We start from the raw sequence: 22,143 nt of genomic DNA on the forward strand, positions 1-22,143 counted from the left end.
ATCGTCCAGTCCTCCGAGGTCCTCCATGAGAAAAATCGCAATCTTCCTGGCGGCCGCGCTCGCGTTGGGCAGCGCCGCCGAAGCGCCGGCCCAGACCCTCGAGCGCATCCGCAGCACGGGCGTGGTCACGCTCGGCGTGCGCGACAGCTCGCTGCCGATGTCCTATGTGCTGGGCAGCGACCAGGCCGTGGGCTTCCAGGTCGACATCTGCCAGCGGATCGTCGCCGCGATCAGGAAGCAGCTGAACCTGCAGAAGCTCGAGGTCCGCTACCAGGTCGTGACCTCGCAGAACCGCGTGCCGCTGGTGAAGAACGGCGCGGTCGACCTCGAGTGCGGCTCCACCACCAACAACCAGGCCCGCCAGCAGGACGTCGCCTTCACGCTCACCACCTACATCGAGGAGGTGCGCATGGCGGTGCGCGCCAGCTCGGGCATCCGCTCGATCAAGGACCTCGAAGGCAGGACCGTGGTGGCGACCACGGGCACGACCTCGGTCCAGCATCTGCGCCGCAACAGCCGCGCCACCGGCCTGAAGTTCAACGAGATCCTCGGCAAGGACCATGCCGAGAGCTTCCTGATCCTCGAATCGGGCAAGGCTGACGCCTGGGTGATCGACGCGGGGCTGCTCAATGCGTCGATCGCCAACGCGAGGAATCCGGCCGACTTCGCCGTGGTGGGCGAGGTGCTCAACACCGAGCCGCTGGCGATCATGCTGAGCAAGGACGACGCGCCGCTCAAGGCGCTGGCCGACCGGACCCTGCGCGACATGATGCGTTCGGGCGAGATGAAGACGCTGTGGACCAAGTGGTACGCCGAACCCATTCCGCCGCGCAACGTACGGCTGAACATGGCGCCGCCCGCCGCGCTGCAGAAGCTCTGGCAGGACCCGAACGACCTGCCGATGGAAAGCTACGCGGCCGCGCGATAGACCACCACACCCAGCGAGCACACCGTGACCCTTTCCAACTTCGACATCGGACCCGTTCCAAAACTGGCGCCCGACGCGCTGATCGCCGCGCTGCGGGACGTCGTCACGCCGCACCTCAGCGACAACCTGCGGCGCCTGTCGGGCATCGTCGGCCTGCAGCGCTTCCACCGCGCGCGCAAGCTGGTCGGCACCGCCTTCACGATCAAGGCGCGGCCCGGCGACAACCTGCTGATCTATCGCGCGCTCAAGGACATCGAGCCCGGCCATGTGCTCGTGATCGATGGCGCGGGCGATCCCCACAACGCACTGGTCGGCGAGCTGATCATGCTCTACGCGATGCAGCGCGGCTGCGCGGGCTTCGTGATCGACGGCGCGATCCGCGACACGCGCGCCTTCTTCGAGGCCGACTTCCCGTGCCACGCACGCAGCAGCACGCACCGCGGGCCCTACAAGTTCGGCCCCGGCTCCATGAACCGCGACGTCTGCGTCGGCGGGCAGGTGGTGCATCCGGGCGACGTGGTGGTCGGCGACGAGGACGGCGTGGTCTGCTTCGATCCCGCGGACGGGGAGCGCCTGCTCGCGGCCGTCGCGCAGACCACCCGGACCGAGGACGCGATCAAGGCGGAGATCGCCACCGGGCGCGTCGAACAGGGCTGGCTCGACCGGACCCTGTCGGCGCACGGCCTCTGACATCCATCACCACGCTCCCAGTGAAAGCCATTCCCATGCAACAAGAAGACAAGGACCTCGTGGCCCTGTTCGAAGGCCTCGACACCCCCGGCGTTTCGGACGCCATGGACAAGCTCGGCCTGCCGGGCCACTGCTTCGGCCTCGTGCCGCTGGCCGACTACGCCGGCGTGACCGTGGGGCCCGCCTTCACGGTGAAGTACGTTCCGGCCAGCACGCCCGCGGGCTCGGTCGGCGACTTCATCGACGACGTGGCCGAGGGCGACGTGCTCGTCATCGACAACGGCGGACGCACCGACTGCACGGTCTGGGGCGACATCATGACCCAGTACGCGGGCCGGCGAAGGATCGCCGCCACCGTGATCGACGGCGTCTGCCGCGACGTGTCGAAGGCATTGAACGACGGCTACCCGTTGTTCACGCGCGGGCGCTTCATGCGCACCGGCAAGGACCGCGTGCAGGTCGAGGGCGTGAACGTTCCCGTGTCCATCGGCCAGGCCCGCGTGGTCGCGCGCGACATCGTGGTGGCGGACGCGAACGGCGTGCTGGTGGTGCCGCGCGCGCGGGCCCGCGAGGTTGCGGAACTCGCGCGCCGGATCGAGGCCGCCGAGTCGCAGATCCGCGCCTGGATCGAGCAAGGCAAGACGCTCGGCGAGGCGCGCGCGGCGATGGGCTACCACACGCTGCAGCGGAAGGCGCCATGAGCAGCGACACCGCGGTGGCATCGGCCGCGCGATTGAACGTGCACCTCGCGGCCGCGCAGCCCTCCGCGACCTACCGGATGATGGACCGGGTGGCGGCGCGACGCGCGGGCGGTGCCAGCATCGTCTCGCTGTCGGCCGGCGAGCCCGACTTCGACACGCCCGCGCACATCGGCGACGCGGCCGTGGCGGCCATCCGCGAGGGCCATACGCGCTACACGCAGGTCGCGGGCCTGCGTGCGCTGCGCGAGGCCGTCGCGGCCAAGTTCCGGCGCGAGAACGGCCTGGACGTCGGCTGGCAGGACACGATCGTCTGCTCGGGCGGCAAGCAGGTGATCTTCAATGCACTCGCGGCGACCTTGAACCTCGGCGACGAGGTGATCGTGCCGGCGCCTTACTGGGTCAGCTACCCCGAGATCGTGCAGTTGTGCGGCGCCAGGCCGATCGTGGTGCCTTGCGGTGGCGAGTCCGGCTTCAAGCTCGGGCCCGAAGCGCTGGAGGCCGCGATCACGCCGCGCACCCGGTGGCTGATCCTCAACTCGCCGAGCAATCCGACGGGCGCCGTGTACACGCTCGCGGAACTGCGCGCGCTCGCCGAGGTGCTGCTGCGCCATCCCCAGGTGCTGGTGCTGGCCGACGACATCTACGAGCACCTGGTCTTCGACGGGCTGGCCTTCCACACGCTGGCCCAGGCCGAACCCCGCCTCGCCGCGCGCACGCTGACGATGAACGGCGTTTCGAAGGCCTATGCCATGACCGGATGGCGCATCGGCTTCGGCACCGGCCCGCGCTGGCTGCTCGATGCCATGGAGAAGCTGCAGGGCCAGCAGACCTCGGGTGCCAGTTCGATCTCGCAGCATGCGGCGCTCGCGGCGCTGAACGGGCCGCAGGACTTCATCGCGCGTTCGCGCGCCGCCTTCGAGCGGCGCCGCGATCTGCTGGTCGCGTCGCTGAACGCCACGCCGGGCTTGCGCTGCGACAGACCGTCGGGTGCCTTCTATGCCTTCGTCTCGTGCGAGGCACTGATCGGCCGGACGACCGCGGCCGGTACCGTGCTGGCCAGCGACGAGGACCTTGCGCTCGCGCTGCTCGACGAGGCGGATGTGGGCGTGGTCCACGGGGCGGCCTTCGGACTGGCGCCGTACTTCCGGATCGCCTATGCGCTCGACGACGCATCGCTCGACATGGCCTGCCGGCGCATCGACCGCTTCTGCCGCGCGCTGCGCTGAGCCGGGCTCAGGGCAGCAGCCAGGCCTGCATCCACACCGCCACCGCATCGAGCATCCGGTCGATCACCTGCGCGTCCGTCAGGCCCGATTTCTTCGGCACGTGAAAGCCATGGTCGGCCGCCGCGTATTCATCGACGCTCGCCCAGTCACCGAGCGAGTCGACGACCTGCGCGAAGCAGGGCGGTTCCGCGAGCTTGTCCTGCGCGCCGTGCACGAACAGCATCGGCACGTCGACCTCGTGCAGGTGCGCCGCGCGATCGATCGAGGGCTTGCCGGCCGCGTGCAGCGGGAAGCCGAGGAAGACCAGTCCGGTCACCTCGGGCAGCAGGCCCAGCGCCTGGGCCTGCGAGGTCATGCGCCCGCCGAAGGACTTGCCGCCCGCGAACAGGGGCAGTCCCTGGAAGTGCGCGGCAGCGCTGGCCACCGCCGCGCGCACCGTGGCGTGCGCGAGCGGCGGTGCGTCGGGCCGCTTCGAGCCGCGCTCCATGTACGGGAACTGGTAGCGCAGGCAGGCGATGCGGCGTTCGGCGAGGCCGCGCGCCACGGCCTCCATGAACGCGTGCGTCATGCCCGCACCCGCGCCGTGCGCGAGCACGAGGGCGAAGCGTGCATCGTCGGCCGCGTCGATCAGGCCCGACACCCGCAGCTCGGCATCGACCTCGATCGTGATCTTTCTCGACGTGCTCATGCGGCGACCTCGACGGGTGGGAGTCCGAACAGCCGTCGGCTGTTGGCGCTGCAGGCCGCGATGACCTCGGCGACATCGCGTTCGAGCAGTTCGGCCACGCCCGCGGCAACCCAAGGCAGGTACGCCGGTTCGTTCGGCTTGCCGCGCAGGCCCGCGTTCTTCGGCAGCAGGTAGGGCGCGTCGGTTTCGAGGTGCAGCCGGTCCAGCGGAATGGCCGGGATGGCGGCGCGCAAGGCCTGGCCGCGCTGCAGGTCCGTCACCCAGCCCGTGATGCCGATGTCGAGGCCCATCGCGAGAAAGGCTTCGGCTTCGGCGCGGTCGCCGGTGAAGCAGTGCACCACGCCGTGCGCGCCATCGGCCACCACGGGCGCGAGCATGTCGTGGAAATCGGCGAAGGCATCGCGGCAGTGCAGGAACAGCGGCTTGCCGGTCCGCGCGGCCATCGAGAGCTGCCGGTCGAAGGCCGCGCGCTGCGCCTCGGGCGTCGAGAAGTTGCGGTTGTAGTCGAGGCCGCATTCGCCGACCGCCACGACCTCGGGGCAGCGCCACAGTTCGGCCAGCTGCTCGAAGGTGGCGGCGTCGAAGGACTTCGCGTCATGCGGATGCACGCCCGCGGTCGCGAAGACCACGCCCCGATGCGCCCGCGCCAGCTCGAGTGCGCACAGGCTCGAGGCGAGCGAGGTGCCCGTGGCCAGGATCTGCGCCACGCCCGCGGCCTTGGCACGCGCCAGCAGCGGCGCGGTGATCGACGCCAACTGGCCCGAATGGAAGTTGACGCCGATGTCGACGAGGGAAGGGGAGGCGGCTTTCGCTTCGATGCTCATGCATCGATGGTACGAGAACACCGCGCGTGCACGCGGTGCCCGCGCAAGCTGCGGCCCTCAGCTGCAGCTGTAGCTCGCCGCCGCGTTCACGTCGCCCGAGCCCTTGTACTTCGGGTACTTGGGGTACTGGCAGGCGGGCATGCTGCGGGCCGTGCCACCGCTGGTGAAGCTGTAGGTCAGCTGCGTGGGCGCGTCGGCGTTCTCCACCCAGCCCATGATGGCCGAGGCCCAGTCCACTTCCTGCAGGCTGCCGCCGGCGCCATGCCCGCCGCCTGGAACGATGAAGAAGCGCGTGGCGCTGTTCGGATCGGCGAGCCCCAGCGACTTCGCGATGCCCGTCATGGTGGTCCAGTTGCGGTAGTGGTCGTTCGGCGACAGCAGCGCGTCGCTGCCGGCGTGCCAGGAGATCAGCTTGCGGCCCGAGGCCACGTAGCTGGCGATGGCGGCCTTGTCGTGGTCGGCACCGATGCGCGCCAGGCCCGCGCCGAGCATGTAGTAGTCGGTCTCGAGCTGGAAGCCCGCCTGCTTGGCCGGCGTGAGCCAGGCGGGGTCGCCGCTCGCGAGCAGCGCGAAGCCGCCGCCGAGCCCGCCCCAGCCGAGCCCGAGGCCGTTGCCCCACGAATAGCCCGAGAGTACGGTCGAGCCGTTCGAGAGCTTGAGCGGCGACAGGAAGGACTGGAGCGTGCCCACCTGCGCGGCGCTCAGGCAGAGGGCCGGATCGCTGCTCGCGCCCGCCACGCCACACTGCAGCACGGCCGGATCGAAGCTGCAGGCCTGCGGATTGCCGATCAGGCTGTCGCTGGCGCCGTCGAGCGCATCGCAGGCCGACAGTGCGGCCGCATAGGCCGCGCCGGTCTGCGCGGGGCTCAGCGCCGCGGGCGTGCCGGTCAGCGAGGCCGCGCGCAGCCAGGCGCCGGTCTGGCCCGCCATGTCCATGGTCTCGCAGCCCGCGACGATGCCGTCGAACTCCTGCGGCCAGCGCTGCGCGGCGATGTAGGCATTGCGTCCGCCGTTGGAGCAGCCGTTGAAGTAGCTGTGCGTCGGCGCCTTGCCGAAGAAGGCCTGCGCGACGGCCTTGCCGAAGCGCACCGTGGTGCCCACCGCGGCATAGGCATAGTCGGTCGCCGATTGCTGGCCCTCGGGCGTGCCGCTGGCCCAGACGCCGGGCGCGGCCTGCGCGGGCACGCTCGCGCGGTTGCCGCCGTTCGAGGCCGCATACACCGCGCCCTTCAGCGCGAGCGTGGGATCGACCGCCGTCACCGCGCCGCCGCCGTCCTTGGTCACCGCCGAGGCGATGCGTCCGTCGAAGCCACCGCCACCTTGTTGCCAGTAGCGGCCGGTCCAGTTGTCGGGCACGTCGATCTCGATGTCGAGGAAGGGCGCGCGCGTGCCCAGCACCTGGCAGAAGCCCGAGGCGTTGACAGCGGTCTTGGCTTCGAAGCGCGCGGTCTGCGTGACCGTGACGCCCGCCAGCACCTGGCCCTTGAGGCCGTTGCAGGTGCTCTTGAGCTGCTCGACGCTGGGGCCCGACGGACCCGCGGGCGGCGGCGCGGCCGGTGCGGGCGCGGGCGCCGGAATCGGGAGGAAGCCGCTGCCTCCGCCGCCGCCGCCCCCGCAGCCTTGCAGGGCCAGGCCGGCGGCCATCAGCAGGCCCGCCGACAGCAGGGCACGGTTCACACACTTCTCGTCGCGCATGGTTGTCTCCGATATTTTGATGGGTGCCGGATGGCCGGCGGATCTCGCTCGATGGGCTTCGTCGTCCGGCCGATGTGGATCGACCAGGAAAACCAACCGACCGGTCGGTTTGGAAGCCGCGCAAGGCTAACGCAGCAGCGCGGATACGGGCAAGCGGCAAAGGCTCGGGACTAACCCCTAAGATCGCGGACCGCGTGGCCTCGCGCGCAGCCCTTCATTGCCACCCATGACCGTTGACACCGCTTCCTCCCGCCCCAACGACCAGCGCAGCCTGATCGCCAGGGCCGCCGCCGAGCTGTTCGCCCGCAAGGGCTATGCGGCGACGTCGATGAACGAGATCGCCGAGGCCAGCCACCTGTCCAAGCCCGGCCTCTACCACCACTTCAAGGACAAGGCCGAGGTGCTGCTTCACATCGCCGACGGCCATGTGTCGCGCCTGGTCGACATCGTCACGGGCGTGGAAGCGCTGCAGCTCGCGCCCGACGAGCGGCTGCCCGAGCTGATCGAGGCCTTCATGGCCGAGTACGCCGAGGCGCAGCACGAGCACCGCGTGCTCACCGAGGACGTGCGCTTCCTGGCGCCCGAGGCGCAGGCGCGCGTGCTCGACAAGGAGCGCACGGTGGTGCGGGTGTTCGCCGACGCCATCGCCGCCACGCGCCCCGACCTGCACGCCTCGCAGCTGCACAAGCTGCTGACGATGTTCCTGTTCGGCATGCTCAACTGGATGTTCACCTGGTTCAAGCCCGGGGGACGCTTCTCCTACGACCAGATGGCACCGATCGCGACGCAGCTGTTCCTCAACGGCATCACGGGGCTGCAGGTCGCGCCGGCGAAGAAGACGCCGAAGGCGCGCAAGCCGTGATCGGCTGATCGGCCCCATCGCGCGTCTCGCTGTCATGGATATCGCGAAGGGCGGGCCGCTCAATCGAGCTTGATGCGGCCGCTCGCGAGCAGCGCGCGGTGGCGCGCGATCTCGGCGGCGATGGTGCGCTGCATTTCCGCGGGATCGCCCGAGGCGGGATCGAAGCCCTGCGCGACCAGGGACTGGCGCAGCTTCGGACTGGCCAGCGCGCGCTGCCAGGCCTGCAGGACTTCGCGCCGCGCCGCCGCCGGCGTGCCGCTGGGCAGCACCAGGCCGACCCAGGAGTGGTACTGGTAGCTGCGCAAGGCCGGCAGGCCGGTTTCGGCGTAGCTCGGCACCTCGGGCAGCATCGCCCAGCGTTGCGAGGACGTGGCCGCCAGCGCGCGCACGCGGCCGCTCTGCACGAGCGGGACGATGGGCGCGGTGGCGTAGAGCATCAGGTCCACTTCGCCGCCCGCCAGCGCATTCATCGCCTGCGCCTCGCCCTTGTAGGGGATGTGCCGCGCGTCGATGCCGAGCGTGCGCAGCAGCTCCTCGCTCTGCAGGTGCAGGCTGGTTCCGATGCCGAAGGAGCCGTAGGTCAACTCGCCCGGATGCGCCTTCGCATACCGCACCAGCTCGGCCATGTCGGCCACCGGCAGGTCGGCGCGCACCGCCACCACGCCGGCATTGGCCGCCACGATGCCCAGTGCATCGAAGTCGTTCAGCGGGTCATAGCCGGGCGCCTTGTCGAGCACCGGGTTGACCGAGGCGATGGAGGGCGAGACCGCGATCAGCGTGTGGCCGTCGCGCGGTGCGCGCAGGGCCGCCTGCACGCCGATCTTGCCGGCCGCGCCGAGGCGGTTGTCGACCAGCACGGGATGGCCGAGCGCGGCCGCGAGTTCGGGGGCGAGCAGCCGCGCCACGCGGTCGATGGGGCCGCCGGGCGGCGCAGGCACGATGATGGTGGAGACCTGCGGTGCGGCGGCGCAGGCCGTGCCGAACAGCAGGCCCGCCGCGAGCAGCAGGGCCGTGCGGCGCTTGGCGGTCCGCCGAGGTGCAGGGGGCTCCTGCGGCTTGTCTCTTCTTGTCATGCGGGCATCGTAGGCATGCCTCGCCATATTTAGAAATACCTTTTCGAGTCACATTCCCATACGTCGCGGGTATGGCCGCATTGGCGCCCGGGGGAAGGCGCGGTGCGCCACCTCAGGCGTTGCGCAGGTACTGCGTGGGCGTGACGCCGAAGGTGCGCTTGAACAGCGCGATGAATGCACTGATGTTGCAGTAGCCCAGATCGAGCGCGACGGCCGTGACCGACCGGCCCTCGGCCAGCAGCTCGAGCCCGCGCAGCAGCCGCGCGCGCTGGCGCCAGGCGCCGAGGCTGTAGCCGGTTTCGATCGGAAAGCGCCGATTGAGCGTGCGCGGCGAAACGTTCGCCACCTCGGCCCAGTCGTTCAGCGAACGTTCGTCGGCGGGGTCCGCCAGCAGGCCCTGCGCGATCTTCACCAGCGACGCGCTGGTGGGCATCGGCAGGTCGAGCGCCTCGGCCGGCAGCGATGCGACCTCGTTCACCACGACCTGTTCGAGCAGACGGCGCATCGCCTCGGTCGGTTCGCCATCGAGGCCTTCCAGCCGCCGCACGGTCTCGCGCAGCAGGGCCGAGATGCGCAGCGTCGCCGGCTGCGCCGGCAGGCCCGTGCAGGCATCGGGGCGAAGGTAGACGCTCCAGGCATCGGCCTGCCCATGCACGCTGGCCCAGTGCAGCTGCCCCGGCGGAATCCAGACCGCGTGGACCTTGGGCACCAGCCATTTGCCGGACTCCGTGCACAGCGTGAGCAGGCCGCGCCAGACGCCCAGCAACTGTCCTCGCACGTGGCTGTGGGACGCCACCAGCGAGCTCCCCTCGACGGACTGCGAAACCACGACCGCCAAGGGACCGGTCACGCCGTCTTTGAGGGGATCGAGGTCGGAAGAGAGCATGGCGCAAATGAGCTATCGGATGGCGAGATCAGCATAGTGGCGGCGGGCGCCGAAACCTAGCATGGGTTCCATGTTTCGCGGCACATGCGGCGGAGCTCACTGCATTTTTCAAGCGCAAAGGACATCGATCTCATGACCTCCAGAATCTGGTTCATCACAGGCACTTCCCGCGGACTCGGCCGCGTCTGGGCGCAGGCGGCGCTGGAACGCGGCGACAAGGTCGTGGCCACGGCCCGTTCCGTGGCCTCCCTGCAGCCGCTGGTGGAGAAGTACGGCGACGCGGTCCTGCCGCTGTCGCTCGACGTCAGGGACCGCGAGGCGGTGTTCGCGGCCATCGAGGCGGCGATCGCGCGCTTCGGCCGGCTCGACGTGGTGGTCAGCAACGCCGGCTACGCCTTGTTCGGCGCCATCGAGGAGAGCAGCGAGCCGCAGGCGCGCGCGCAGTTCGAGACCAACCTGTTCGGCACGCTGTGGGTGATCCAGGCGGCGCTTCCCCGGCTGCGGGCGCAGGGCAGGGGACACATCCTCGTGACCTCGAGCGTCGCGGGCGTCATCACCTTTCCCACGGCCGGTGTCTACAACGCGACCAAGTGGGCCGTCGAAGGGCTGACGGAGACGCTGGCCTCGGAGGTCGCGGCCTTCGGCATCCAGGTGACGCTGGTCGAACCGGGCGGCTACGACACCGACTGGCGCGCGGGCTCGGCCACCAGCGCCGAGCCGATGCCGGCCTACGAGGAACTGCGCCGGAAGATCAAGGCCATGAGCGCCAACAGGGCGCTCGGCGATCCGGCCGCGACGGCCCCCGCGATCCTCGCGGCGGTCGATGCCGAGCACCCGCCGCTGCGGCTCTTCCTCGGCAAGGCCGGCCTGCCCGCCGCGCGGCAGGCCTATGCGCAGCGCCTGTCGACCTGGGAAGCCTGGTCGTCGCTGGCCGACGAAGCGCAGGGCACGCTGCCGACCTTGTGAGCCGAATATGGTTCAAAACAAAATGATTGACACCTAAACTATTGAGGAATAAATTTGCGACACCGCGAGAGCTTCGAGTGCAGCTCTCGGTGGCATCACCCTCACGCACTCGGTCCATCGGCGCGCCAACCCGCGCATTCAGGAGTCGCAAATGTCCATGCTCAAGATCGCCAGGTTCTTCACCACCGCCGCCTTCGGCGCCGCAGTCGTTGCCAGCGCGGGCGCCGGTGGCGCCACCACGGCAGCGGCTGCCACGCCGGCCAAGCCCGCCATCGTCCTGGTGCACGGCGGCTTCGTCGACGGGTCCGGCTGGGAAGGGGTCTACAAGATCCTCGCGAAGGACGGGTACGAGGTCAGCATCGTCCAGAACCCGACCCTCTCGCTGGCCGACGATGTCGCCGTCACCAGGCGCGCGATCGCGGCGCAGAAGGGGCCGGTCGTTCTGGTCGGCCACTCGTATGGCGGCGTCGTCGTCACCGAGGCCGGCAACGACGACAAGGTGGCGGGCCTGGTCTATATCGCGGCCTTCGCGCCCGACAAGGGCGAGTCCGTCGACTCGCTGATCAAGAACCCGGCGCCCGGCGCGCCGGTGCCCCCGATCCTGCCGCCGGTCGACGGCTTCCTGCTGCTCGACAAGACGAAGTTCGCCGCCTCGTTCGCGGCGGACGTGAAGAAGGAAACCGCCGCCTTCATGGCGAACTCGCAGGTGCCGTGGGGTGTCGCCGCGCTGGGCGGCGCGGTGAGCGAGCCGGCGTGGAAGTCCAAGCCGAGCTGGTACCTCGTGGCCACGGACGACAAGATGATCCCGCCGCCGGCGCAGCGCGGCATGTCCAGGCGCGCGGGCTCGGTGGTCACCGAAACGCCCGGCAGCCACGCCGTCTACGTCTCGAATCCCAAGGCCGTGGCCGCGGTGATCAAGCGCGCCGCCGACAAGGTGGCGGCCGCGGCCAACTGAGCCGGCGCGGGCCGCGGCGCCCGCTGGCCTGCCAAGGCGCGAGCACGGTCAATGGCCGTGCTCGCGCCTTGGTTCTTGCGCGCCTTCATCTTCCGGCGCATCGGCGGATGGACAGAGACTCTGCCCCTCGCGCGGAATGCCCGTCACGGTGACCGGAGAGGGCGCGCGCGTGGCCCGCTTGAAGATCGATGGCGAAATCCCCGTGTGCTCCTTGAAGAAGCGCGAGAAGTTGCCGGGCGCCGAAAAGCCCAGGTCGAGCGCAACGTCCGTGAGTTCGCCACCTTCGCTGACGCGACGCATCGCTTCCTCGACGCGCACGCCGCTCCAGAACACCTGCGGCGTCGTGTGCAACTGGTCGCGGAACAGCGCGAAGAAGTGCGCGCGCGACAGGCCCACCTTGGCCGCGATCTCGTCGATGGTCGTTTTCTCCGAGACGTGCGCGCGCATATGGGCGATGGCGGCCCGAAGGCGATGATCGAGCGTGACACCGATGCCCGCCGCGACCGAAGGGGCCTCGCCACCCGTCCTGGAGGCCGCGATGGCGGCTTCCAGCAAGCGCTCGACCTCCTTGTCGACCTGGTCGCGTCCGCTGCCGGCGGAGATCATCAGGTCCAGCACACGCCAGCATGAGCGGCGCAGCGCATCGCCGATGGGCACCCGCGGCGAGGGAAAGCGAAAACTGCGGTCCTTCGCCTGCCCAAGTTCGTCGAGCCACTCCTTCTTGATCATGAAGACGATGAACAGGCTCGATCCGCTGTCGTCCAGGCGAACCATGTCGTGCGCCTCGAACGCGTTCACCCCCAGCGCCACGCTCTCGCTGTAGGGCACGGTCTGCGCACCGACATGCGCGCAGGCGCGCGCCCCGCCCAGCCAGAGGGCGAGCTGCGTTTCCGAGTGCGCGTGCGACACCAGATTGGCGCTCGCCTCCAGGACGATCGCCGTGCCGAACGCGCCTTCGTGAAGTGCATAGGCTTCCTGCATCTGTTTGCTTCATCGAGGTGGTTTGCGGCGATTGTTCCTTCCCGGCTCCGCGACCGGCACCGTGCCTCGGGTAAGTCCTTAGGAGGGCACCAGACGATTCGATACGTCGCCGGATCGACCGATAAGCGGCGTGGGCCCGCAATTCCTAAAGTTGCCGCATCGCCACAACACAGGAGCAAAGCTTCATGCGAATCGCCACTTTCACGAGCGAAGGCCACCGCAAGGTCGGGCTCGTCTGCGCCGACGGAAAGACCGTCACCCCGCTACAGCTCACGCAGGTCCAGGCCGACAGCGGCGTGCTAACGCTGATCCAATCCCTCGCCGAGGGCGGCTCGCTTCCGGAGCCGGCCGGCCCCGCCGTCGACCTGGGCGAGGTGGTGCTCGATGCACCGCTGCCCAAGCCTCGCCGCAACCTCTGGTGCGTGGGGCGCAACTACCATGCGCACGCCAAGGAACTGGCGGCCTCGGTGTTCAAGGACAACACGGCCAGGACCGACGAGTGGCCCATCGTCTTCACCAAGGTGCCCGAGTGCGTCGTGGGCCCGCACGACGACGTGCTCGTTCCTTCCGAGGTCTCCACGCAGATCGACTACGAAGCCGAACTGGCCGTCGTGATCGGCAAGGGCGGCAAGAACATCGCGCGCGCCGCCGCGATGTCGCATGTGTTCGGCTACACGGTCGTCAACGACGTGACCGCGCGCGATGTGCAGATGCGCCATGGCCAGTGGGATCTTGGCAAGTCTTTCGACACCTTCTGCCCGATGGGCCCGTGGATCGTCACCGCCGACGAGTTCGACGGCACGAAGACGCGCGTGCGCTGCTGGGTCAATGGCGAACTGCGCCAGGACGGTCCGACCGAGAACATGATCTTCGACATTCCCACGCTGATCGAGACCATCTCGCGCGGCATCACGCTCTACCCCGGCGACGTCATCGCGACCGGCACGCCGGCCGGCGTGGGCATGGGCATGAGTCCGCCGCGTTACCTGCGCGCCGGCGACGTGGTGCGCGTGGAGATCGACCGGCTCGGCGCCATCGAGAACAAGTTCGTCTGAAGGGCTGCGCATGACGACTCAAGTTCTGAACGACCTGGCCGTCGAGATCGACGGCACCGGCGAGGCGCTGCTGTGCATCCACGGGCTCGGCGGCTCGTCGAACAACTGGACGCCCCTGTTGCCGGTGCTCGGCGGCTTTCGTTGCATCAGGCCCGATCTTCCAGGAAGCGCGAGGTCACCGCTGCCGCAAGACGGCCAGGCGTTGTCGATCGAGCGCTACGTGGACGCGATGGTGCGTCTGCTCTCGGCGCTCGACATCGGATCGGTGCATGTCATGGCCCACTCGATGGGCACGATCGTCGCCCAACACCTGGCGCTTCGCTGTCCTGGTTCGGTGAAATCGCTGGTGCTCTTCGGCCCGCTGGCCGCGCCTCCCGATGCCGCCCGCCCCAACATCGCGGCCCGTGCCAACGCGGCGCGAGGCGGTGTGGCCGCCATGCAGGAGATCGCCGATGCCATCGTGAAAGGCGCGACCGGCACGCCAACGAAGGAACAACAACCGGCGGTGCTCGCGCTGGTGCGGGAGAGCGTGATGCGCCAGTCGCCCGAGGGTTACGCGCAAAGCTGCGCGGCGCTCGCCGATGCGCAGTCGGCCGCGCTCGAACGCCTGGATGTGCCCACCCTGCTGGTCACCGGCGATCAGGATGGCGTGGCAGCGCCGCACAACGTCCGCGCCATGCAGGAGCGCATCGCGGGCAGCCGCGTCGTCGTGCTCGACGGGTGCGGCCACTGGACGACCTTTGAACAGCCGCAGCGCTGCGCACGAGAAATCGAAGCCTTCTACGCAGCACTGCGCTGAGACGGCGCCAGTCGCCATTCGACAACCCCATGGCCGGCAGCGCATGCCGGAGGAGACAACGATGACCCGTATTGCATTCACCAACGTTCGCATCTTCGACGGCTCGGGCGAGGACCCCTACACCGGCGACCTTCTCGTGGAGGGAAAGCGCATCGTCGAGGTGGCGCGCTTCCCCCAGCGGGTGAGCACCGATGACGCACGCGTGATCGACGGCAAAGGCCGCTTTCTCATGCCGGGCATGACCGAGGCCCACACGCATTTCTCGTGGAACGACCAGCCGTCCCTCGCGGCCATTCAGTTCATGCCGCCCGAGGAGCACATGCTCTGGTGCGTGCGCGTGGCCAAGCGCTACCTCGACATGGGGTGGACCTCCGCGATCGGCGCGGCAGCGGCCAAGCCGCGGCTGGACGTGGTCTTGCGCAACGCCATCGACGCGGGCGAGTTCCCCGGCCCGCGCTACCTGGCCGGCAGCCAGGAGATCACCACCATCGGCGCGCTGGGCGACAACACGCTGCCGCACATGAAGTTCGAAGAACTCAGTTTCGGCAGCGTCTGCAGCGGCCCCGAGGAGATCCGCAAGTCGGCCCGCACCTTCATCAAGTACGGCGTGGACCATCTGAAGATCAATCTGTCGGGCGAGTACATCGCCGGCCTGCCCGCGGAGATGTCGCCGTTCGCCGAAGACGAGGTCGCCATGCTGGCGCAGGAAGCCAAGCGCTATGGCAAGCGCATGGCCGCGCATGCGCGCTCCAGCGAGTCGGTCAAGCAGTGCGTGCGCCACGGCATCGAGATGGTCTACCACGCCAGCTTTGCCGATTCGGAAGCGCTCGACATGCTCGAGGCGGCCAAGGACCGGCACTTCGTCGCACCAGGCATCGGCTGGCTCATTCGCACGACCTTCAACGCGGCCGAGTACGGCATCACGGAGGCGGTCGCCACGCAGATGGGCTACAAGCGCGAACTGGAGATCGCATCGGCGTCGCTGCGCGAGATGCACAAGCGCGGCATTCGCATCCTGCCGGGCGGCGACTACGGATTCGCGTGGATGCCGCACGGCACCAATGCCAACGACCTCCAGTACTTCGTCGACTACATCGGCATGACACCCAAGGAGGCGCTGATGGCTGCGACGCGGCTGGGCGGACAGATCATGCTGCGGCCCGACGAACTGGGACGGTTGAAGGCCGGCTTTCTCGCCGACATCGTCCTGGTGGACGGCGACCCGCTGCAAGACCTGTCGCTGCTGACGGACCCGGCCAGGGTGCAACTGGTGATGAAGGATGGCGTGATCCACAAGGACTGCGCAACCCCGGTACCGCCGCACGCGGCCCTGCACCTCGACGGCGGCGACACGCCATTGCAGGAGCAGGGCGTCAAGGAGGCGCTGGCCGAGATGCATTGAGATCGGCTGGCGAGCCGGATCGCCGCGGCCGCTGCGCTACCCGGTGGGAGCGGCCTTTTGGGGCGCCAACAACCAGCGCGCGAACGCCGGTGCAACCGCTCAGTGCGCCGCCAGCACGTGCGCCTGGTACGACACGTCGAGCAGCTTGCCCTTCTGCACGTAGTAGCGGTCGAGCCGCCATTCCTTGAGGATGTCGAGGGCCAGATCGAAGCTCTTGAGCTTCAGCGCATAGAGGCTGGCCAGGGAGAAATCGACATCCGACTCCAGCGCCAGGACCAGCCGTGCCAGGGTCAGGGACTCCTCGCTGTTCGGGTCGGCCGTGATGAGCCGGCGTGCTTCCTTGATCGCGTTCATGGAGGTCCTTCGTCGCGCTCGTTCGAGCGCTGTCGCAGTGGTGAAACGCAACCCTGGCTTGTTATGCACTTCTGCGAGGCCGTCTGTTCCGCGTCGGAATTCGGCCCGCCAAGGTCTTGGAGCGGGAAGGGTCAGTCTAGCACTGCGTTTTCGGGCGCCGAGAGCGAAGCCAGGCGGGACACGAAAGCATCGACCCGATCTGCGCTCGTCGCCCACGAGCAGACCAGGCGGATCACCGAATGCCCGGGTGCGGATTCGCCCCACACGTAGAACGCGAAGTCCCGGCGCAGCGCAGCCACGACCGGGTCCGGGAGGATGGCAAACACCTGGTTCGTCTCGGTCGACGCGGCCAGTGCATGGCCGCACGATGCGATGCCGGCCGCCAGCCTCGCCGCCATCGCATTCGCATGCCGCGCGAGGTCGAAGAACAGAGGCGAGTCGCCGAACAGCGCCCGGAACTGGATGCCGAGCAGGCGCCCCTTGGCCAGCATGCCGCCGCGCTGCTTCAGGTGAAACGCAAAGTCCTCGGCCAGCACGGGATTGCAGACCACGATGGCCTCGCCCAGCAGGGCGCCGACCTTGGTGCCACCGATCCAGAACAGATCGACCAACGAGGCGATGTCGGCCAGCGCGGCATCGTTCCTGTGCGAGGCCAGGGCGGCGCCGAGGCGCGCGCCATCGAGAAACAGGATCAGCCCCCGCTCCCTGGCGAGGGCCGAGAGCCGGCGCAGTTCGGCGAGGGTGTAGACGGTGCCCGTCTCGGTCGCGTTCGAGAGATAGATCAGCCGCGGCTTGGCCATGTGCGGAAAGTGCGCGTTGGCCGCGAGCGCGATCTCGACGTTCTCGGGCGTGATCTTTCCGTCGACCGCTGGAACGAGGATGAGCTTGTGCCCCGTGGCCTCGATCGCGCCCGCCTCGCGCACGACGATGTGGCCGGAGGCCGCCGCGATCACGGCCTCGTGCGGGCGCAGGCAGCTCGATATCGAGACGATGTTGGCCATGGTCCCGCTCGCGACGAAGTGGATGGCGCCCTGGAAGGCCTCTCCCAGGTACGCCCCGATCCTGGATGCCGCGTCCGCCGAGTAGTCGTCGTCCCCGTAGGGCGCCTGTTGCACGAGGTTGGTGTCGGCGAGCGCGCGCAGGATGTCGGGGTGCGCGCCCTCGCTGTAGTCGTCGAGAAAACTGAAGGTGGTCATTCGGTGCGCTTCCATGGGCGTCCGGCTCCGCAAGCGGCCGGGCATCTAGGTCGAAGGCTACCGATCGGCTGCGGGGTCGCCTTGTAAAAAATTGCCCCTGGGCCGCTGGAACCGGGTCGGTGTCACCCCATAGGCATCGCTGAACGCGCGCGTGAAATGGCTCTGGTCGAAGAACCCGACCGTGTGGGCGATCTCGGTCATCGACATGTCGCGCTTCGCCTCGATCAGCTCGACCGCTTTCTCGAGACGCAGCCGCAACAGCCAGGCATGGGGCGTCATGCCGACGGTGCGCTTGAAGAGCTTGAGGAAGCGAAAGCGGTCGAGCTCCAGCAGGAGGGCGAGATCCTCCAGGCCGAGCTTCTCGCACAACTGCGCCTCCATGAAGTCGCGCACGCGCTGGAGTTGCCGGGGCGTCAAGGTGCCGGCGATGCGCTGGGGCGGCGGCTTCAGCAACCGCGCGAACAGGGACTCGAAGAGTTCCACCACGCGGGCTTCCTCGAGCAGCGGATCGGCCGCCGCGTTCCGCAGCGCCGCGTGCATGCCCAGCAACCGTTCCGCGAGCCGCTCATCGCGCAGCACCAGGGCGGCCTGCGAAGGAAAGTGGTGCTTGCCGGTGATCTCCTCGCCCAGGCCCGCCAGCAGCGCGGGCGAGAGCCTGAAGGTCTGCAGCGTGTAGGCCTCGTCGGCACCGGCGACGCCATCATGGACCTCGCCCGCCGGCATCAACTGGATCGCGCCGCGCGTGAGCAGCAGCGACTCGCCCTTGAAGCGCTGGCGTTGAACGCCCTCGGCGACCAGCGCCACGTGGCAGTCCAGGTGGTAGTGAGGCTTGAAGCGGAACGCGGCGAACCGGGCCGTGCTCAGCACGAGGCCGGGGACCTCGATCGCTCGGCTGTAGTGGACCTCTTCGCGCAAGAACTTTCTCCCCCAGGCCAGTTCGCCATCAAGAAAAGGACATCGGTTCCCGCCGATGGTAGTTGCCCCCGGCCCTTACACTGCCGCCCATGCGTACGCCGGGCGCCACCTCCACCCCGTCGGGCCCCGTGCCCGGGCCCGCCGACTCCCATGCCCAACTGGTCCGCGAACGCCTGCTGCGCCGCATGTTCGTGATGGGCCCGCCCACGGTGCTGACGGCACTGGCCTCGGCGATCGCGATGGCCGGCGTGTTCTTCGGGATGACGCGCGGCTTCGGCGCGCTGGCATGGGGCATCGTGATCTGCACGCTGCTGTGCCTGCGGCTGGTGTTCATGCGCTGGAACGCGCGCCTCTATCCCGAGCCCGAGTTCACGCTGCGCCAGCCCGATGGCGCCTGGCGCTTCATGCTGCCGCTGGGCGCCTACATGTCGATGTGGACCCTGGCGCCCTGGGCGCTGATGCCGCCGGGCACCGAATCGCCGATGCGCATCCTGATCCTGCTGCTGGGCATGTTCGCGGTGCTGATGGGCTCGGTGCCGGTGATCGCCACCTGGCGCGCGATGGTGCCCGTGGTCACGATTCCGCTCACGCTGGGCGTGGTCACGCGCTTCGCCTGGATGGGCGGCACCGATGGCTGGTTCACCTGCGTGGTCGGGCTGCTGTTCGGCGGCTCGATGGCGCGCTATGCGCTGTCGCAGCACCAGCTGATCCGGCGCAGCCTGTCCGACCAGATCGACAAGGAACTGCTGAGCGAGCAGTTGCTGCGCCAGTCCTTCGAGCTGCAGCGGCTCAACCGCGAGCGCAGCCGCTTCTTCGCCTCGGCCAGCCACGACCTGCGCCAGCCGGTGCATGCGCTGGCGCTGTTCTCGCGCTCGCTCGAGCGCGACCTGGCCGACCATCCGCTGGCGCCCGTGGCCGGCCGCGTGGTGCAGGCCACCGATGCGGTGAGCGGCCTGCTCAACGCGATGCTCGACATCTCGAAGATCGATGCCGGCACGGTGGTGCCGCAGCCGGTGCAGATGGCGGTGGACCCGCTGTTCCTGCGGCTGTCGCAGATCTTCGAGCCGCGCACCCAGCAGGCCGGCCTCGCGCTGCGCTTCCACACCGCGCCCGAATGGCTGCAGACCGATGGCGACCTGCTGCTGCGCGTGCTGACCAACTTCGTCGACAACGCGCTCAAGTACACGCGCCAGGGCGGCATCCTCGTGAGCGCGCGGCCGCGCGGCGACCGCCTGCGGCTGGCCGTGTGGGACACCGGCCTGGGCATCGCGCCCGAGCACCTGCCGCATGTGTTCGACGAGTTCTACCAGGTCGACAACCCGCAGCGCGACGTCGCGCGCGGCCTGGGCATCGGGCTGGCGATCGTCAAGCGGCTGGTGGACCTGCTTGGCGGCGAGATCGGCGTGCGCTCGCGGCTAGGCCACGGCAGCGTGTTCTGGGTCGACCTGCCGCGCCGCCCGCCCGTGCCCACCGCCTTGCCCGTCGCGCCCGCGGTCATGCCCGATACCGCGCAGGCCGACATCACCGAACTGCCGCTGGTGCCACCACGTGTGCTGCTGCTCGACGACGAGCAGCCGGTGGGCGAGGCGGTGCGCATGTGGCTCGCACCCTACTGCGAGCGTATCGAGATCACCTGCCGGCTCGCCGATGCCAGTGCGCAGGTGCGCGCCACGCCCGACGGCTTCGACGCCTTCCTGATCGACTTCCGGCTCGCCGATCCGCAGGACGGCATCGAGGCGACCGCGGAACTGCGCCGGCTCGCCGGCCGCCGCGTGCCCACGATCCTCGTCACGGGCGATACCGATCCCGAGCGGGTGCGCGCGGCCTATGCCAGCGGGTTGGTCGTGATGTTCAAGCCGGTGCAGCCGGAGGTGCTGTTGCGCACGCTGCACCAGATCATTCGCGGAGAGCACGAAGAGCAGGGCTGAGAGGCCCCGGCGGTTCAGGTGTCCGCCGGCTCCACCGTCAGCTTGAAGCCCAGCGCCTTGATGACCTTGAACAAGGTATCGCTGCTGGGCGCTCTTTCTCCCGAGAGGCTCTTGTACAGGCTCTCGCGGGACAGGCCCGTGTCCTTGGCGAGCTGGGCCATGCCGCGTGCGCGCGCAATGGCGCCAAGTGCCCCTGCCAGTTCGGCCGGGTCGTTGTCATCCACGACCTGGCGCAGGTACTCCACCATGTCGGCCTCGCTGGCGAGGTAGTTGGCGATGTCAAAGGGACGGGTCTTGATCTTGCTCATTTCGCAACTCCAGAGCCATCTTCCTGGCTCGTCCAATGTCGCGCTGCTGGGTCGACTTGTCGCCACCACCCAGCATGACGATGATGGTCCCGGCCTGCTCGATGAAATACATGCGCCAACCGGGGCCAAAGAACTCACGCATTTCAAAAACACCTTCACCGACGGGCGCGACGTCCCCCAGATTCCCTCGGCGCGCCTTGTCGAGCCGACGGGCCAGCCGGATGCGCGTCATGCCATCCTTCAACCCCTCCAGCCACCCTGAGAACTCATCGGTTTCAATGACCGTGAACATGGCGCCATTGTAGCCACAAGGCTACAGTCGCGCAACGACGCAGCGTGCTCAGGCGGCCGCGCGCTCCGCCGCCTCCAGCGTCTGCGAGATCAGCGTCGAGATCGTCATCGGCCCCACGCCGCCCGGCACCGGCGTGAGTGCCGCGCAGCGCTCGAACAGCCCCTCGGTCTCGATGTCGCCGACGCCGCCCTCGTGGTAGCCGGCATCGATGACGATGGCACCGTCGCGGATCCAGTCGCCGCGGATGAAGCGCGGCCGGCCGACGGCGCCGACGATCACCTCGGCACGCCGCACCTCGTCGGCGAGGTTCGCGGTCTTCGAGTGGCAGACGGTCACCGTCGCATCGGCGTTCAGCAGCATCATCGCCAGCGGCTTGCCGAGGATCGGGCTGCGGCCGACCACCACCGCGCGCTTGCCGGCGACGTCGATGCCGTAGTGCGCGAGCAGCCGCATGATGCCCGCGGGCGTCGCCGAGCCGAAGGCGGGCTGGCCCAATGCCATCCGGCCGAAGCCGTGACTGGTGACGCCGTCCACGTCTTTGCGGATGGCGATGCGGTCGAAGCACTGCCGCTCGTCCACCTGCGCGGGAACGGGATGCTGCAGCAGGATGCCGTGCACCTGTTCGTCGGCGTTCAGTGCATCGATCTCGCGCAGCACGTCCGCCGTGGTTGCGTGCGCATCGAGCGTCACGACGCGCGAGTCCATGCCGACGCGGCGGCAGGCATTGCCTTTCATCCGCACGTAGGTCGCGGACGAAGGATCGTCGCCGACCAGGAGGGTCGCGAGGATGGGAGTGCGTTCGCCGTTCCTCGCTTTCAATGCGAAGACCCGCTGTCGCAGCGCCTCCTCGTTCGTGGTGGCGACCGACTTGCCGTCGAGCAGGATGCAGGTCATCGCGCACCTCCGGAGCGGAAGGGCGAAAGCCGTGGCAGCGAAAGGATGCGCCGGTGCGGCGCGGGCATGCGGACACTCATCGTCGGAACTCCTGAAAAGACGACAGACATGCCCAGGCGATCGGCGTGACGATGGCCGCGTTCCCCGATGGTGCTCCATCCGTTCGCCAGTTGCGCGGCGACGCGATTATCGGACAGCGGCCGTGCCGCCCCTCTCGAGGAAGGCCGCCTACGCCCCCGGCCCCTCGTCGCGCAACCGCCGCCACAGCGTCGAGCGGCTGATGCCGAGAATGGCGCAGGCCTGGTCCTGGTCGCCCTGGACCGACTGCAGCACCTCGCGCACCCGTTGCCGCTCCGCGGCCGTGCGCGCGCCCTTGAGCAGGCGATTGCGCGCGGGCGCCGGGCGTGCCTGCGTGCATTCCGCGAACACCTCGAGCAGCCGGGCGCGGTCCAGCCGGCCCTCGGGCGCCAGGTAGCCGTGGCAGGCCAGCAGGCGCTCGACGAGGTTCTCCAGTTCGCGCACATT

At 69.1% G+C, this 22,143-nt stretch carries 24 protein-coding genes and 1 riboswitch; of the genes, 11 read left to right on the plus strand and 13 right to left on the minus strand.

Going from position 1 to position 22,143, the window contains the following annotated elements; translation table 11 throughout:
* Positions 1-25 precede the first annotated feature (25 nt).
* Genes AC27VN_RS01600 through AC27VN_RS01615 form a run of 4 tightly spaced genes read left to right on the plus strand, consistent with a single transcriptional unit; the run spans position 26 to position 3,545 of the window.
* Positions 26-928: an amino acid ABC transporter substrate-binding protein gene (locus AC27VN_RS01600; protein ID WP_490875375.1), complete on the plus strand. Its 903-nt coding sequence runs from the start codon at positions 26-28 to the stop codon at positions 926-928.
* A gap of 24 nt (positions 929-952) precedes the next feature.
* Positions 953-1,618, plus strand: a complete 666-nt coding sequence (locus AC27VN_RS01605; protein WP_490875376.1) for an RraA family protein — start codon at positions 953-955, stop codon at positions 1,616-1,618.
* A 35-nt stretch (positions 1,619-1,653) separates the two neighbouring features.
* A complete protein-coding gene (locus AC27VN_RS01610) occupies positions 1,654-2,319 on the plus strand; it encodes an RraA family protein (RefSeq protein WP_093349817.1) in 666 nt (221 codons plus the stop codon).
* Complete coding sequence (locus AC27VN_RS01615; protein WP_490875377.1) at positions 2,316-3,545, plus strand: pyridoxal phosphate-dependent aminotransferase; 1,230 nt, start codon at positions 2,316-2,318, stop codon at positions 3,543-3,545. Before AC27VN_RS01610 ends, AC27VN_RS01615 begins: the two co-directional genes overlap by 4 nt.
* A 7-nt stretch (positions 3,546-3,552) precedes the next feature.
* Here AC27VN_RS01615 and AC27VN_RS01620 read toward each other — a convergent pair whose 3' ends face one another.
* From AC27VN_RS01620 to AC27VN_RS01630, 3 genes are read right to left on the minus strand one after another with little or no spacing between them, the layout of a single operon-like run.
* Entirely contained in the window at positions 3,553-4,233 is a 681-nt protein-coding gene (locus tag AC27VN_RS01620; protein ID WP_490875378.1) for an alpha/beta hydrolase family protein, read from the minus strand.
* Positions 4,230-5,057: a TatD family hydrolase gene (locus AC27VN_RS01625; protein WP_490875379.1), complete on the minus strand. Its 828-nt coding sequence runs from the start codon at positions 5,055-5,057 to the stop codon at positions 4,230-4,232. The genes AC27VN_RS01620 and AC27VN_RS01625 overlap by 4 nt, the downstream gene beginning before the upstream one ends.
* A 57-nt stretch (positions 5,058-5,114) precedes the next feature.
* A complete protein-coding gene (locus tag AC27VN_RS01630) occupies positions 5,115-6,752 on the minus strand; it encodes a tannase/feruloyl esterase family alpha/beta hydrolase (RefSeq protein WP_490875380.1) in 1,638 nt (545 codons plus the stop codon).
* Between the two features lie 226 nt (positions 6,753-6,978).
* On the opposite strand from AC27VN_RS01630, the gene AC27VN_RS01635 reads away from it, so the two are divergent.
* Complete coding sequence (locus AC27VN_RS01635) at positions 6,979-7,614, plus strand: TetR/AcrR family transcriptional regulator (RefSeq protein ID WP_296782267.1); 636 nt, start codon at positions 6,979-6,981, stop codon at positions 7,612-7,614.
* A gap of 59 nt (positions 7,615-7,673) precedes the next feature.
* On the opposite strand, the gene AC27VN_RS01640 is transcribed toward AC27VN_RS01635, so the two are convergent.
* Positions 7,674-8,687: a Bug family tripartite tricarboxylate transporter substrate binding protein gene (locus tag AC27VN_RS01640; protein WP_490875381.1), complete on the minus strand. Its 1,014-nt coding sequence runs from the start codon at positions 8,685-8,687 to the stop codon at positions 7,674-7,676.
* Between the two features lie 112 nt (positions 8,688-8,799).
* The gene (locus AC27VN_RS01645; protein WP_490875382.1) at positions 8,800-9,573 is read right to left on the minus strand and encodes an AraC family transcriptional regulator; all 774 of its coding nucleotides are present in this window, start codon (positions 9,571-9,573) and stop codon (positions 8,800-8,802) included.
* Positions 9,574-9,705: 132 nt separating this feature from the next.
* Here AC27VN_RS01645 and AC27VN_RS01650 point away from each other — a divergent pair, with 132 nt between their 5' ends.
* Both AC27VN_RS01650 and AC27VN_RS01655 read left to right on the plus strand, forming a co-directional pair.
* Positions 9,706-10,539 carry an SDR family NAD(P)-dependent oxidoreductase gene (locus AC27VN_RS01650; RefSeq protein ID WP_490875383.1) on the plus strand — a complete coding sequence of 278 codons (834 nt, stop codon included), beginning with the start codon at positions 9,706-9,708 and terminating at the stop codon, positions 10,537-10,539.
* A gap of 151 nt (positions 10,540-10,690) precedes the next feature.
* Positions 10,691-11,494, plus strand: coding sequence for an alpha/beta hydrolase (locus tag AC27VN_RS01655; protein ID WP_490875384.1), 804 nt, complete (start codon positions 10,691-10,693; stop codon positions 11,492-11,494).
* A gap of 48 nt (positions 11,495-11,542) precedes the next feature.
* Here AC27VN_RS01655 and AC27VN_RS01660 read toward each other — a convergent pair whose 3' ends face one another.
* Positions 11,543-12,475, minus strand: coding sequence for a helix-turn-helix domain-containing protein (locus tag AC27VN_RS01660; RefSeq protein WP_490875385.1), 933 nt, complete (start codon positions 12,473-12,475; stop codon positions 11,543-11,545).
* A gap of 185 nt (positions 12,476-12,660) precedes the next feature.
* On the opposite strand from AC27VN_RS01660, the gene AC27VN_RS01665 reads away from it, so the two are divergent.
* The 3 genes from AC27VN_RS01665 (at position 12,661) to AC27VN_RS01675 (ending at position 15,731) form a co-directional block, all read left to right on the plus strand.
* Positions 12,661-13,530, plus strand: a complete 870-nt coding sequence (locus AC27VN_RS01665) for a fumarylacetoacetate hydrolase family protein (protein ID WP_490875386.1) — start codon at positions 12,661-12,663, stop codon at positions 13,528-13,530.
* A 10-nt stretch (positions 13,531-13,540) separates the two neighbouring features.
* Entirely contained in the window at positions 13,541-14,329 is a 789-nt protein-coding gene (locus AC27VN_RS01670) for an alpha/beta fold hydrolase (protein ID WP_490875387.1), read from the plus strand.
* Positions 14,330-14,390: 61 nt separating this feature from the next.
* Positions 14,391-15,731, plus strand: coding sequence for a metal-dependent hydrolase family protein (locus AC27VN_RS01675; protein ID WP_490875388.1), 1,341 nt, complete (start codon positions 14,391-14,393; stop codon positions 15,729-15,731).
* A 99-nt stretch (positions 15,732-15,830) separates the two neighbouring features.
* Here AC27VN_RS01675 and AC27VN_RS01680 read toward each other — a convergent pair whose 3' ends face one another.
* From AC27VN_RS01680 to AC27VN_RS01690, 3 genes are all read right to left on the minus strand, one after another.
* A complete protein-coding gene (locus AC27VN_RS01680; RefSeq protein WP_093349791.1) occupies positions 15,831-16,085 on the minus strand; it encodes a hypothetical protein in 255 nt (84 codons plus the stop codon).
* 131 nt (positions 16,086-16,216) lie between these two features.
* A complete protein-coding gene (locus AC27VN_RS01685) occupies positions 16,217-17,281 on the minus strand; it encodes a threonine aldolase family protein (protein ID WP_490875389.1) in 1,065 nt (354 codons plus the stop codon).
* A gap of 57 nt (positions 17,282-17,338) precedes the next feature.
* Entirely contained in the window at positions 17,339-18,148 is an 810-nt protein-coding gene (locus tag AC27VN_RS01690; RefSeq protein WP_490875394.1) for an AraC family transcriptional regulator, read from the minus strand.
* 137 nt (positions 18,149-18,285) lie between these two features.
* Here AC27VN_RS01690 and AC27VN_RS01695 point away from each other — a divergent pair, with 137 nt between their 5' ends.
* A complete protein-coding gene (locus AC27VN_RS01695; RefSeq protein WP_490875390.1) occupies positions 18,286-20,124 on the plus strand; it encodes a sensor histidine kinase in 1,839 nt (612 codons plus the stop codon).
* 14 nt (positions 20,125-20,138) lie between these two features.
* Here the strand turns inward: AC27VN_RS01695 and AC27VN_RS01700 are convergent, their stop codons facing one another.
* The 4 genes from AC27VN_RS01700 to AC27VN_RS01715 form a co-directional block, all read right to left on the minus strand.
* Positions 20,139-20,432 carry an addiction module antidote protein gene (locus AC27VN_RS01700; protein WP_093349783.1) on the minus strand — a complete coding sequence of 98 codons (294 nt, stop codon included), beginning with the start codon at positions 20,430-20,432 and terminating at the stop codon, positions 20,139-20,141.
* Positions 20,404-20,724 carry a type II toxin-antitoxin system RelE/ParE family toxin gene (locus AC27VN_RS01705; RefSeq protein ID WP_490875391.1) on the minus strand — a complete coding sequence of 107 codons (321 nt, stop codon included), beginning with the start codon at positions 20,722-20,724 and terminating at the stop codon, positions 20,404-20,406. Before AC27VN_RS01705 ends, AC27VN_RS01700 begins: the two co-directional genes overlap by 29 nt.
* 48 nt (positions 20,725-20,772) lie before the next feature.
* A complete protein-coding gene (locus AC27VN_RS01710; RefSeq protein WP_490875392.1) occupies positions 20,773-21,618 on the minus strand; it encodes a tetrahydrofolate dehydrogenase/cyclohydrolase catalytic domain-containing protein in 846 nt (281 codons plus the stop codon).
* A 103-nt stretch (positions 21,619-21,721) separates the two neighbouring features.
* Positions 21,722-21,802: riboswitch (ZMP/ZTP riboswitch) on the minus strand.
* A gap of 44 nt (positions 21,803-21,846) precedes the next feature.
* Positions 21,847-22,143 (minus strand): helix-turn-helix domain-containing protein (locus AC27VN_RS01715; RefSeq protein ID WP_490875393.1); only part of this gene is annotated, 297 nt, incomplete at its 5' end.

The organism is Variovorax sp. 20P10.2.4 (genome assembly GCF_058244205.1).

Bases quoted from the DNA above. Each gene is read 5' to 3' on its own strand.
- AC27VN_RS01600 (WP_490875375.1), top strand. From the start codon at position 26: ATGAGAAAAATCGCAATCTTCCTGGCGGCCGCGCTCGCGTTGGGCAGC.
- AC27VN_RS01610 (WP_093349817.1), top strand. From the start codon at position 1,654: ATGCAACAAGAAGACAAGGACCTCGTGGCCCTGTTCGAAGGCCTCGAC.
- AC27VN_RS01615 (WP_490875377.1), top strand. From the start codon at position 2,316: ATGAGCAGCGACACCGCGGTGGCATCGGCCGCGCGATTGAACGTGCAC.
- AC27VN_RS01620 (WP_490875378.1), bottom strand. From the start codon at position 4,233: ATGAGCACGTCGAGAAAGATCACGATCGAGGTCGATGCCGAGCTGCGG.
- AC27VN_RS01625 (WP_490875379.1), bottom strand. From the start codon at position 5,057: ATGAGCATCGAAGCGAAAGCCGCCTCCCCTTCCCTCGTCGACATCGGC.
- AC27VN_RS01630 (WP_490875380.1), bottom strand. From the start codon at position 6,752: ATGCGCGACGAGAAGTGTGTGAACCGTGCCCTGCTGTCGGCGGGCCTG.
- AC27VN_RS01635 (WP_296782267.1), top strand. From the start codon at position 6,979: ATGACCGTTGACACCGCTTCCTCCCGCCCCAACGACCAGCGCAGCCTG.
- AC27VN_RS01640 (WP_490875381.1), bottom strand. From the start codon at position 8,687: ATGACAAGAAGAGACAAGCCGCAGGAGCCCCCTGCACCTCGGCGGACC.
- AC27VN_RS01645 (WP_490875382.1), bottom strand. From the start codon at position 9,573: ATGCTCTCTTCCGACCTCGATCCCCTCAAAGACGGCGTGACCGGTCCC.
- AC27VN_RS01650 (WP_490875383.1), top strand. From the start codon at position 9,706: ATGACCTCCAGAATCTGGTTCATCACAGGCACTTCCCGCGGACTCGGC.
- AC27VN_RS01655 (WP_490875384.1), top strand. From the start codon at position 10,691: ATGTCCATGCTCAAGATCGCCAGGTTCTTCACCACCGCCGCCTTCGGC.
- AC27VN_RS01660 (WP_490875385.1), bottom strand. From the start codon at position 12,475: ATGCAGGAAGCCTATGCACTTCACGAAGGCGCGTTCGGCACGGCGATC.
- AC27VN_RS01665 (WP_490875386.1), top strand. From the start codon at position 12,661: ATGCGAATCGCCACTTTCACGAGCGAAGGCCACCGCAAGGTCGGGCTC.
- AC27VN_RS01670 (WP_490875387.1), top strand. From the start codon at position 13,541: ATGACGACTCAAGTTCTGAACGACCTGGCCGTCGAGATCGACGGCACC.
- AC27VN_RS01675 (WP_490875388.1), top strand. From the start codon at position 14,391: ATGACCCGTATTGCATTCACCAACGTTCGCATCTTCGACGGCTCGGGC.
- AC27VN_RS01680 (WP_093349791.1), bottom strand. From the start codon at position 16,085: ATGAACGCGATCAAGGAAGCACGCCGGCTCATCACGGCCGACCCGAAC.
- AC27VN_RS01685 (WP_490875389.1), bottom strand. From the start codon at position 17,281: ATGACCACCTTCAGTTTTCTCGACGACTACAGCGAGGGCGCGCACCCC.
- AC27VN_RS01695 (WP_490875390.1), top strand. From the start codon at position 18,286: ATGCGTACGCCGGGCGCCACCTCCACCCCGTCGGGCCCCGTGCCCGGG.
- AC27VN_RS01700 (WP_093349783.1), bottom strand. From the start codon at position 20,432: ATGAGCAAGATCAAGACCCGTCCCTTTGACATCGCCAACTACCTCGCC.
- AC27VN_RS01705 (WP_490875391.1), bottom strand. From the start codon at position 20,724: ATGTTCACGGTCATTGAAACCGATGAGTTCTCAGGGTGGCTGGAGGGG.
- AC27VN_RS01710 (WP_490875392.1), bottom strand. From the start codon at position 21,618: ATGACCTGCATCCTGCTCGACGGCAAGTCGGTCGCCACCACGAACGAG.